The organism is Intrasporangium mesophilum (assembly GCF_054783095.1).
In genome coordinates this window covers 308416-319223 of the sequence record NZ_BAAGRF010000004.1, presented here as the reverse complement: position 1 = coordinate 319223, position 10808 = coordinate 308416, and the positions used below count along the sequence as shown (strand labels likewise).

The 10808-nt window shown below is 72.8% G+C and carries 8 protein-coding genes; 2 read left to right on the top strand and 6 right to left on the bottom strand.

The window, feature by feature from the left end; genetic code table 11:
* Positions 1-76 precede the first annotated feature (76 nt).
* Entirely contained in the window at positions 77-679 is a 603-nt protein-coding gene (locus ACYVLP_RS04840; RefSeq protein WP_460626204.1) for a thymidine kinase, read from the top strand.
* A 46-nt stretch (positions 680-725) separates the two neighbouring features.
* On the opposite strand, the gene ACYVLP_RS04835 is transcribed toward ACYVLP_RS04840, so the two are convergent.
* Positions 726-2576, bottom strand: a complete 1851-nt coding sequence (locus tag ACYVLP_RS04835; RefSeq protein ID WP_460626203.1) for an HNH endonuclease signature motif containing protein — start codon at positions 2574-2576, stop codon at positions 726-728.
* A gap of 143 nt (positions 2577-2719) precedes the next feature.
* Between ACYVLP_RS04835 and ACYVLP_RS04830 the strand changes: the two genes are divergently transcribed.
* A complete protein-coding gene (locus ACYVLP_RS04830) occupies positions 2720-3133 on the top strand; it encodes a RidA family protein (RefSeq protein ID WP_460626202.1) in 414 nt (137 codons plus the stop codon).
* A gap of 250 nt (positions 3134-3383) precedes the next feature.
* On the opposite strand, the gene ACYVLP_RS04825 is transcribed toward ACYVLP_RS04830, so the two are convergent.
* Genes ACYVLP_RS04825 through ACYVLP_RS04805 form a run of 5 tightly spaced genes read right to left on the bottom strand, consistent with a single transcriptional unit; the run spans position 3384 to position 10783 of the window.
* Entirely contained in the window at positions 3384-4568 is a 1185-nt protein-coding gene (locus tag ACYVLP_RS04825; protein WP_460626201.1) for a VWA domain-containing protein, read from the bottom strand.
* Positions 4558-6855, bottom strand: a complete 2298-nt coding sequence (locus ACYVLP_RS04820) for a DUF5682 family protein (protein WP_460626200.1) — start codon at positions 6853-6855, stop codon at positions 4558-4560. The genes ACYVLP_RS04825 and ACYVLP_RS04820 overlap by 11 nt, the downstream gene beginning before the upstream one ends.
* A 3-nt stretch (positions 6856-6858) precedes the next feature.
* Positions 6859-7956, bottom strand: coding sequence for an ATP-binding protein (locus ACYVLP_RS04815; RefSeq protein WP_452268253.1), 1098 nt, complete (start codon positions 7954-7956; stop codon positions 6859-6861).
* On the bottom strand, positions 7953-9470 hold the full coding sequence (locus tag ACYVLP_RS04810) for a DUF5691 domain-containing protein (RefSeq protein WP_460626199.1): 1518 nt from the start codon (positions 9468-9470) through the stop codon (positions 7953-7955). The genes ACYVLP_RS04815 and ACYVLP_RS04810 overlap by 4 nt, the downstream gene beginning before the upstream one ends.
* Positions 9467-10783, bottom strand: coding sequence for an SWIM zinc finger family protein (locus ACYVLP_RS04805; protein ID WP_460626198.1), 1317 nt, complete (start codon positions 10781-10783; stop codon positions 9467-9469). Before ACYVLP_RS04805 ends, ACYVLP_RS04810 begins: the two co-directional genes overlap by 4 nt.
* Positions 10784-10808: the final 25 nt, after the last annotated feature.

The window sequence follows — 10808 nt, the reverse complement described above, 5'->3', positions numbered from 1 at the left end:
CGGAGGTGGCCGGGATCGTCTGTGTCGTCGGCGGGGCGTGCGGCGTCGTGTCGGTGCCGGTAGGTAGGTTCTCCGGGTGACCACGATCGACGACGTCAGGCAGGCAGTCCGCACCGCGTCGGAGGTGTCGCTCGATGTAGTGCTCGGCCCGATGAAGTCCGGCAAGAGCCTCGAGCTCATCTCGATGCTGTCGCCGCTTCAGTTCACCCGCGTGCGTCACCGTGTCTTCCAGTCAGCGCGGCACGTCCGCGACACCGGCGTCACGTCGCGCAGCGGAGGCATGCTCACGACGACGAAGGTGGCGAGCCTGACAGCGGCCCTCGACGAGGAGCTCGACGTCGTCGCGGTCGACGAGATCCACATGTTCGACGTCGCGGACGTCGCCGTGGTCAACGAGCTGCTCCGACGCGGCACACGCGTCGTCGTCGCCGGGATCGACCTGGACCACCGCGGCGAGCTGTTCCGCACGGTGCGGTCCCTGCTGGAGCTGGCTCCCGACGCTGTGACCTATCGGCGTGCCGTCTGCGACGTCTGCCACGAGTATCGCGCCACGCACACCCAGGTGCTCCGATCCGAGGTCCCGTTCCTTGACGACCTCGGCGGCCAGGCGCTCCCCGACGACGGCACCTTCACGTACGAGGCCCGCTGCCGCACCTGCTTCGCGTTCCCTGCTGCGTAGGGGGTGTCTGGCGGCCGCGGCAGGCGCGGAGCTATCGACGGAGGCTCTACTCGTCCCGGCGCTGGCGGGGTGGGGTGAAGTCGACGAGGTTGAGGTGCAGCGTGCCGCCGGTGGGCGCGGGGTAGGTGCGGCCCAGGCGTGGGCGTGGGCGGGTCCGGTCTGCCCGGCCTGGGCCGGCGGGGGCTGGGCCGCTGGAGGCTGGGCCGGCGGACGAGTGCAGGTCTCCTCGCGAACCGAGGATGGGGTCGTCGGTAGTGGCGGTGTCGGTCGCCGTCCGCCGGGTCGGTCGCATGGTGTCGGTGGGCATGGTGTCGTGATGTTCGGTGTGAAGCGGCAGGAGTCGGAGTCCGGCGGGGTCGCGCCGGTCGGGATCAGGGTCGCGTGGGCTCGCGTTTGTGCCTGCCCGCGGCAGTGACGGGTGCTGCGGCGGCTGGTCGCCGTGCTGGTCGGGGACTCGCTGGTCGGGCTTGCGACCGGGTGGGTGCCCGGGTGGGCTGATGTCCAGGCCGGTGCGGGTGTGGAAGCGCAGGCCATCGGGGCGGGTGGGGTCGCCCGTGATGGCGTACTCGCCGCGGTGGTGCCCGTCGTGGTGGTGCGGGCACAGTGACAGCAGGTTGGGCAGGTCGGTGGGGCCGCCGTCGCGCCAGTGCCTCAGGTGGTGGACCTCGAGGTAGCTGCTGGCCCCGCAGCCTGGGAACCGGCAGCCGCGGTCGCGGTCCAGGACCAGGACCCGGGACCGGTTCGGCACGACCCGTTGGCTGTCGCCGACGTTGACCGGGTGCCCGTTCGTCGTCCAGACCGGGGTCAGTGTGCCCTCGCAGGTCAGGCCGTCGATGAGGTGCCGGGGCAGGCGCGGTGTTCCGGTGAGCCAGCCGCCGTCGGTGTCCAGGAACACGTTGACCCGGTACCGCGACCTCCGCGCCGGGGTGGCCGCAGCGTGCAGCGAGCGGGTGGCGATCAGGGTGAACGCGTCGGCCCAGGTGACCCGCGGCCGGCCCCCGACGCTGCGGGCGCCGGCGCCGTCGAACCCGTCCGGACCGGTGCGGTCATCGAGGCCACTCCGGGCCAGACCGCCGCACGCGCCTTCACACGCCTGGTCAGACGCAGGGTCAGTCGCAGGGTCAGACGCATCACCGGCTGACCCAGCCGCGTCGTCGGCGCCGCGCTCGCTGCCAGCTCCCTTGCCGTCGCCGTTGCCGTCGCCGTTGTGGTCGCCGCCGTTGTGGCCGATGTCAGGGCTGATGTCAGGGCTGATGTCGGTGTCGGTGTTGGTGTCGGTGGTGGCGTGGAAGAGGTGGTCCTTGGCCTCGGTGAGGGCGGCCTGTACCAGGGCGCCCTGCTCGGGCGGGGCGTCGTACCGCAGCCGGAACCGGCCGTCGGCGTCGAAGCCCATGCTCAGGGCGGCCGGGGCGATCAGGGTGGGCAGCCCGTCGGGGCCGGTGTGCGGGTCGGGACGCTGGGCTGGCAGCAGCCGCCCCTCGGAGTCGTGGCTGGAAGGCTCGAGGGTGAAGTCGTACCGGCTGACGGTGCGATGAAGCTGCGTGACGGTGGCGTGTCGGGCGAACTCTGCCACGGTGGCATCGAACTCGGCCGGGGTGTGCCGGGCCACGACCGCGGCCTGGTCCAGGCTGATCGCTCCCTGCCGGAGTGCGGCCGCGGTGGCGGGCAGCTCGTCCTGGCGGCGGGCCAGCAGCACGACCGCGGCGGCCTGCCCGCGCGACAGACCGGCCCGCACCATCAGCCAGTGCTCGGGCGAGCGGATCCCGGGGGCGGCCCAGGTGTCCTCGACGAGGGCTCGGGTGACCAGCTGGACCAGGCGTGCGTGGGCGTCGTGCAGGTCCGCGGCCAGTGCCGCGACCAGCTCCCAGTCCTGCTCGATCTGCGCCTCGGTCGCCATGCTTCATCGTACACCTGTTCGAACGATGATGCACGTTTGTCTGTGGACGACCGCGTTAGCATTAATATGGCGAAGGTCCGCGCTGGCTCCGGCAGGCGACAACTGCAGGGACGAGCCGCGCACCACCTTGTTACCGTCCGGACATGACCTCACCCGACTCGGCTGTGCGCCTCATCCGGTCCGACGCGCTCACGGACACCGCACCGTATGCCTACGCCGCGACAACGGCCGAGCCTGCGCGCCTCGTCTTCGCCGCGGGGGCCTGTCCGCTCGACGACGACGGGTTGACGGTGGCTCCCGGGGACATCGAGGCGCAGGCGCGGCGTTGCGTCCGCAACCTCGTCGCGGCCCTCGAGGCGTCAGGCGCGACGTTGGCTGACGTGATCTACACGCGTGTCCTGGTCGCAACCACGGTTCGCGAGGACCTCGTCAGCGCGTGGACGGTGGTGCACGACGCCTTCGGGGACCACGAGGTGCCGAGCACCCTTCACGGGGTGACGGTGCTGGGTTATCCGGACCAGCTGGTGGAGATCGAAGCGGTCGCGGCACTTGCCTGATCGACGTTGACTGGGGCTTCACAGTCGCTGGCCCTGCCGATGTGACTGGGCGCCCACTCGACTGGAGGGACCACCTGAAGTGGTCGGTTCGATCCGCGAGGTTGGCTTCGCGGCGATCGACGCGTGGTGCCTGTCTGTTACTGAGCGCCCACTCGACTGGAGGGACCGCATCGGCTGGGAAGGCCGACCGACGGAGGGTGCGGCCGGCTTACGGAGCGGCGCGGCTGACCGGGCGGGGCGGCATACCGGGTCAGGCTGGTGGGTCGGGCTCGTGCGTGGTGACGATGTCGTGGGCGGCCGCCCACGCCGTGATGTCGCGTCGCTCGATCGCGGTCGCCATGAGCTCGGGGAACCGGTCCGGGGTGCAGGCGAAGGCAGGGACCCCGACGGCCGCGAGCGCGGCCGCGTGGTTCGCGTCGAAGCTCGGCCGGCCGGAGTCGCTCAGCGCGAGGAGTGCGACCATCGTGGCCCCGGACGCGACGATCGACTGGGCGCGGCGCACCATCTCCTCGGCGATCCCGCCTTCGTACAGGTCGCTGATGAGCACGAGGATCGTCTCAGCGGGCTGGTCGATGAGGCTTTCGCAGTAGGCGAGGGCGCGGTTGATGTCGGTGCCACCGCCGAGCTGCACGCCGAAGAGGACGTCGACGGGGTCGTCGAGCTCGTCGGTGAGGTCGACGACGCTGGTGTCGAAGACGACGAGGCGGGTCGACACGGAGCGCATCGATGCAAGCACCGCCCCGAAGACGCTGGAGTAGACGACTGACTCGGCCATCGAGCCGGACTGGTCGATGCAGAGGATGATCTGGCGCTCGACCCGGGTGGTGCGGCGGGCGTACCCGACCAGCCGCTCCGGGATGACCGTGCCGTGTTCAGGCTGGTAGTGCTTGAGGTTCGCGGCGATGGTGCGCTGCCAGTCGATGTCGGACTGCCGGGGCCGGCGAGTGCGTGCGGCGCGGTTGAGGGCGCCGGTGACGGCCTGCACCGTCTCGGCACGCAGCCGCTCCTCCAGCTCGTCGGTGACGACCCTGACGACGGCCCGGGCGGTGGCACGCGAGCGTTCCGGGATGACGCGGTTCAGCCCGACGAGAGTCGAGACGAGGTTGATGTCCGGCTGGACGGCTTCCATGAGCTCGGGCTCGAGCAGCAGCTGGGTCAGGCCCAGCCGGTCCATGGCGTCGGCCTGCATGACCTGCACGACGGACGAGGGGAAGTACCCGCGGATGTCGCCGAGCCAGCGCGCGACCCGGGGCGCCGAGGCACTGAGCCCGCCCTTGCGGTCGCTGTCGTAGAGCTGGCGAAGCGCCTCGTCGCGCTTGGTGTCGTCGCCGTCGAGGACGGCCGCCTCGCCGATGCCGTCGGCCTGCTCGCCGCCGAGCACCAGCCGCCACCGGGTGAGCCGGTCGCGCCCCGCCGTCGACGCCTCATTCGTCATCCGAGATCACCTCCTGCGCACCCGACACACCCTCCAGCCCGAGCAGCCGCGCGACGGCCAGCACGGCGGGTGCCGCGCGGTCGAGGTCGACCGGTGCCGGACCACCGCGCCCGTATGCCGTGTCGTCCCGATCGCGCCGACCGCGGCCACCCAGCTCGCGCAGGTGCTCGCCGATGAGCCGGCGCTCGGGAGGCTGGAACCGCGAGAACGTGCGCCGCACGAGAGGCAGGAGGTCCTCGAAGGTCTCGTCGGTCGTGCCGGCGAGCCACTCGTCGATGGTCGACAGGAGGTCCGCGTCGTGGACGAGCAGCAACGCCTCACCGGTGAGGAATCCGTCGAGCCACGCTGCGGCAGCCGGACCTCCGGCATGGGGCGATAGCCGGCGGCTGAGGCGTGCCGCCGCGTCATCGCGCGACAGCAGGGCGCCGTCGAGGAGCAGCCGGTTGACGCGTCCGGAGACCGACCCGTGGATCGCCTCGTCGCGCGCGACGACGGCCAGTGCCTCGTGCCACGGGTCTCGGAGCTCTGGACGGTCGACGAGCGCGATCCCGCGATGGGCGGCCTCCACGGCACGCCGCATCGCGTCTGCGCTGTCGTCGTCGAGACTGGCGCAGGCCGGCCGGAGCCCGACGGCGGCGCGCACGACGACGGTCTGGAGCACGTGGGCGACGTCGGCGACGTCCACGCCGCGCACGTCGCCGTAGCGGCAGGTGCGGGCGAGGGGCTCGACGGTCTCGAGCAGGGCCTGGGTGTCGTGCTGCCGTGCGGTGCGGTCGGCGAGGGCGGCGACGACGGCGCGGAGCCCGGCCGGGAGGTCGGCGTGCAGGCACTGCTCGATGAGCGAGCCGAGGCGTCCGAGCTCGGTGGCCTTCTCGGCCTCCTCGGTGACCCGGGCCTCGGCGGCGCTCTTGACGGTCGTGCCGTAGAGGCTCGCCTCGATGAGGGCGACGGCGAGCTCGGGGGTCCACTCGAGCTCCCACGCCTCCTTGAACGTGCCGGTCGTCGCGCCGGCGTCGGTCTGCGTGCCCCAGCGGACGTCGAGGATGCTCAGCCGGTGCAGCAGCACCGACCGCGCCAGCTGCGCCTCGCGACGCAGGTCGAGCTGGATGACCGCTGAGGTCGGCGAGACCTTGAGCCGCAAGGACTTCTGCTGCCGGGCAAGGTCGCTCGCAAGGGGAACCATCGGTGTCGAGTCCGGCACCTGGCCGAGCTGCTCGCCGATGACCAGCGTGCGGTCGATGAGCCGGAGCGGCAGGTCGGACCCTTCGGCCAGGACCGCCTGAGCCGCGTCGGTCAGCTCGCTCAGTCCCACGGAAGGGCGGCCGCGGACGGCCGCCAGAGCCTCGGCCAGCCGGGCCGCCTCGACGGCGGACGCAGTCGAGGCGTCGAGGCGCTCGCTCCGCAGGGCCCGGGCGACGCGGACGAACCACGAGGGGACGACCTCGTCGTCGGGAGTGACGAACAGGTGCTGGTACCACCCCGGCGAGCGGACGCCGGCGCCGTACCCGCTGGCGTAGGACAGCCGCTGCGACGTCCACGGCGCCCACGTCGCGGCGACCTTGACCCGCGGCAGCTTGCTGAGCAGCGCGTTGTCGCGGGTCGCCGGAGGGTATGCCGCCGGGTCGAGAGCCGGGGCATGGTACGCCCCGCACACGACCGCGATGCGGTCTCGACCTGAGCGCATCTCGGAGCGAATCACCTTGCGCATGAAGGCTTCTCGCTTGGCATCGTCGTCAACCTCGAGCGAGCCCCGGACTGCGTGCATGGCCTGGCGGAGGTGTGCGAAGTGCTCGAGCGAGGAGGTGCGCCGGTGCTCGACGGCGTCCTCCCACCAGCGTTCCGGGTCGTCGTAGCCCGCGGCACGAGCCAGCTCTCCGATCGGGTCGACGCGGCGTGACCTGACCCCGCGGTCGTCGTCCTCCGCCCCGGCGAGGAAGTGCGTCGCGGGCAGGTCGGCGAAGCGGACGTCGACGCGGTGCTCGAGCGCCCAGCGCAACGCCACCCACTCCGGTGAGAAGACGGCGAACGGGTAGAACGCGGCGCGCCTCGGCGACTCGACGGCATACACGAGCCCGGCGACTGGCGGGACGAGGTCAGGATCGGCCGCCAGCGGGATGAGTGCATCGAGCTCGGGCGGTCCCTCGATGACCACGACGTCGGGCCGCAGCTCCTCGAGTGCACGCCCGACCGATCGGGCCGAGCCCGGGCCGTGATGCCGGATGCCGAGCACCTCGACGCGCGGCCCGGCTCGCGGGGCCTCCTCGACGGGGACTGCGACCGCGCTCATCGCTCAGCCGAGCTCGCGGCAGGCGCGGTAGAGGTCGGTCCAGGCGGTGCGGTCCTTGACGACGGTCTCGAGATACTCCTGCCAGACGATCCGGTCCTGCACCGGGTCCTTGACGACCGCGCCCACGAGAGCGGCCGCGACGTCCTCGGCCCGCACCGTGCCGTCGCCGAAATGAGCGGCGAGGGAGACGCCGTTGGTCATGACCGAGATCGCCTCGGCCGTGGACAGGGTGGCCGAGGGCGACTTCACAGTCGTGCGCTGGTCGGCCGTGACCCCTGAACGCAGCTCGCGGAAGACGGTGACGACCCGCTCGATCTCGTGGACGGACTCGAGGCCGGCCGGAAGCTGGAGGCTGCGGCCGAGCGACTCGACCCGGGTGCGCACGATCTCGACCTCCTGGTCGAGCGAGTCGGGCAGCGGCAGGACCACGGTGTTGAACCGCCGCTTGAGCGCCGAGGACAGGTCGTTGACGCCCTTGTCGCGGTTGTTCGCGGTCGCGATGACGTTGAACCCCGACAGCGCCTGGACCTCGTCGTCGAGCTCGGGGATGGGCAGGTGCTTCTCGGACAGGATCGTGATGAGCGAGTCCTGCACGTCGGCGGGGATGCGGGTCAGCTCTTCGATGCGCACGAGGGCGCCGGTCTCCATGGCGCGCATCACCGGGCTGGGCACCAGCGCGGCGCGGGTGGGCCCCTCGGCGAGCAGCCGCGCGTAGTTCCAGCCGTAGCGCAGCGACTCCTCCGGCGTCCCAGCCGTCCCTTGCACGACGAGTGTCGAGGATCCGCTGATCGCCGCAGCGAGGTGCTCGCTGACCCACGTCTTCGCGGTGCCGGGCACTCCGAGCAGCAGCAGCGCGCGGTCGGTTGCGAGCGATGCCACGGCGATCTCCATGAGACGCCGGGAGCCGAGGTACTTCGGCGTGATCTCCGTGCCGTCGTCGAGGGTGCCGCCGAGCAGGTAGGTCGTCACGGCCCACGGCGACAGCCGCCAGTGTGGCGGGCGAGGCCGGTCGTCCGTGGCCTCGAGGGCAGCCAGTTCGGTGGAGTTGGCGTCCTCCGCGTGGGCGCGCAGAACCGTTGTGGCGGAAGGGGTCTCGCTCATGTGAAGGCCTCGGTGATCGATCGCTTGACGGAGTGGAACTGAAGGAGGTGCCGGAGGTTGGTCGCAAGCGCGCGGTCGGCTCCGCTCTGGCTGAGCCATGACTCGAGCGCGGCGAGCGCGCTGGGGTGCAGCCCGGCGACCAGATGGGGCATCGCGTGCGCGACGACGAACGAGCCCGTCTTGGACGCCCGCAGCCGCGTCACGAGGGCCGCGCTGAGCTGAGGGGACCAGGGCGGGTCCAAGGCGCCGAGCAGCGCCGCATTCTCGAGCGGCCGGTCGGGGCTGGACTCGACGCGCGCGAGCACGACACTCTCGCGCTGGTGCCGGGGCAGCGCCCCAACGAGGCTCGCGTCCCAGCGGAGCTGGAGCAGCGCGAAGGCCCACTCACCGTCCCGTCGGGCCCGCACCGCGCGCCGTATGCCGGCCAGCGCGTCGTCGTCGGACAGCCGGTGTGCCGTCGTTTCGGGGTCTGCGCCGCTGGCCTCGGTCCAGACCTCGAGCGGCGCGCCGGCGCTGATCTGTTCGAGCCACCAGCCCCGCGCGGACCGTCGCGGGGGCGGCTTGCCCAGGCCGTCGCGGACCCCGGCCGGGTCGGGCTCGTCGGGCATGCGGACGTCGAGGGCCCGCTTGAGCACGCCGGTGGCCTGGACGAGCGGACGCAGCCGCGCCGCCAGGCGATCGGCCCGGGCCGAACCGGGGAGGCCGTCGAGAAGCTCCCAGGCCACCTCACGGACGGTCTGGGCCCGGTCATCGAGGGCCTGCTCGAGGAGCGGTTCGTCGTCCGGTCCGAGCCCGATGCGAAGGGCTTCGAGGAAGGCGCGGCGGTCCCGGGCCGCGTCGGAGCTCCAGGTCGACGTGACGAGGGAGCGAGCCGCAGCCGGGTCACGCGCTCGGAGCGCGGACACGACCGCCAACCGGTCGGTCGAGCGCAGCCGCGCCCAATCGTCGGCCGGCACGGCCGGCTCGGCGGAGACGTCGACTCCGGCGGCAGCGTCGAGCGCCCACCGCCAGTCGTCGCGCTGGGACGCGAGCCACAGCCCGCGCCGGTCGAGCACGGCCGCGGCGAGGCGACGTAGGTCGCGATGGCTGGTCGCGAGATCGAGCAGTCCCGGCATCAGCCCGTAGGGCACCCGCCGGCCGGCTCCGGCCGCGGTGCGAAGCCAGTGCGCCAGCAGGGCCGAACGCTGCTGTGCACCGGCGGGCGGTTGGCTCAGCACAAGCTCGAGGAGCTGGATGGCGAGACGCCCGGCCTCGGGCCGTTCGTCGGCCGGAGATCGGTCGGGCGGCTCACCGTGCTCGAGCCGGGACCCGGCGCGCAGGGCTGTGGCACCCAGCGCGACCGCGTCGAGCAGTGCCTCCTCGCGCGGCGGCGGGTCGCCGGCTCGCCCGAGCATGCCGGCGCCACCGAGACGTGGGAGCGCCGGGACCGGCCGTCGCGCCGTGCCGACCAGGGCGGCGTTACCGACCTCGCGCCACCAGCGCTCGAAGTCCGTGCCCGAGACGACGCTGCTCACAGGGACACCGCCTCGCCGTCGACGACCGCGGTCAGCACGCGGATCCGGTCGCCCTCGACCTCGCCGAAGAGGCGCGCCGGGTGGCCGCCGGTCCGCGCGAGCAGCATCCACACGTCGGTGTCGTCGGTCAGCCGCATCGTCGCGCCGTCCGTGTCGACCACCGCTGCTGTCGACGCGCGGGCCGCCTCGACCACGACGGGCACTCGCCGGGTCCACGGGTTGAGCCCCAACGTCGCCGCGGCGTCCCGCTGGGCATCGAGCAGCGTGGATCCGAACGGCATACTCCCTCGCTCGGGCACGACCGCCGGCTCGTCGACGAACAGCGCCCGCCGCACCGCGGCGCCGGGGTAGCGCGCGACCGTCGCCTCCAGCGTCGAGCCCACTACGCGCGCAACGGGCAGGACCTGGCCCGACATGGCGAAGTCCAGCACCTGGACCGTCTCGCCCGACTCCGCACCGAGCAGCCAGGTGCGCTGCTGCTGGAGGCGCCCGTCGTCGGTGCGGTGCGCGCCGAGCACGGTCCACTGGTCGCGCAACGCGTCCTGGGAGCGGACGGCCTCGGTGGCGAAGGACCAGCCGACGTATGCCCGCAGGTCGCCGACCTGTGCGTCCGACAGTGACGCTCTGGCGGCCCACGCCCGGGTGGCGGTCCACCACCGCCCGAGCGCGACGAGCAGCCGATCAGACCAGTCCGGCCGCCAGCTCACGTCGGCTCCGACCGACCGCACGTCCTCCGCGAGGCCCGGCAGCTGTGCGTCCACGAGCCTCGCGGCCGTCCCGTCCCACCAGGCATAGGGCTGGTGCCGCGCCGACGCCGTGCCGGACCGGACGAGGTCGGTGAGCCAGCGTGCAAAGTCCTCCATCCCGGCGTCCATGAGCGCCAGGCGATCCTCGAGTCGCTTCGCCGCCGCGGCGGGGTCGGGCGTCCTCGTGCCTCGCGATGACGCGGTCGCGGCGCGGGCGGCCTCGCGGGCGTGGCGCTCGGCGGCCCAGTCGGCCGCGAACCCGGCGGCCTGTTCGACATCGGCGACCGACCCGGACCCCTCGACCCAGAGCAGCAGCAAGGCAAGACCGTGCTTGCACGGGAACTTGCGGCTCGGGCACGAGCAGCGGAACGCGGGCCCGGTGAGGTCCACGCTCACCTGGTAGGGCACGCGGCCCGACCCCTGGCACTTGCCCCACACGAGCGTGTCGGTCGAGCCCGTGTCGGACCACGGGCCGGGCCGCGCGAGCCGGCGCGCGGACGCGAGCGCCGACGCGTCGGGCGCGAGGTCGGCGACCTGTGCTGAGGTCCAGCGGGTCCGTGGGCTCATGACTGGCACATCATGACCCACGGAA

What these genes read in the sequence shown, in the direction of transcription:
- ACYVLP_RS04820 (WP_460626200.1), bottom strand. Translation starts at nt 6,855, where the DNA reads ATGAGCGCGGTCGCAGTCCCCGTCGAGGAGGCCCCGCGAGCCGGGCCG.
- ACYVLP_RS04825 (WP_460626201.1), bottom strand. Translation starts at nt 4,568, where the DNA reads ATGACGAATGAGGCGTCGACGGCGGGGCGCGACCGGCTCACCCGGTGG.
- ACYVLP_RS04805 (WP_460626198.1), bottom strand. Translation starts at nt 10,783, where the DNA reads ATGAGCCCACGGACCCGCTGGACCTCAGCACAGGTCGCCGACCTCGCG.
- ACYVLP_RS04830 (WP_460626202.1), top strand. Translation starts at nt 2,720, where the DNA reads ATGACCTCACCCGACTCGGCTGTGCGCCTCATCCGGTCCGACGCGCTC.
- ACYVLP_RS04835 (WP_460626203.1), bottom strand. Translation starts at nt 2,576, where the DNA reads ATGGCGACCGAGGCGCAGATCGAGCAGGACTGGGAGCTGGTCGCGGCA.
- ACYVLP_RS04815 (WP_452268253.1), bottom strand. Translation starts at nt 7,956, where the DNA reads ATGAGCGAGACCCCTTCCGCCACAACGGTTCTGCGCGCCCACGCGGAG.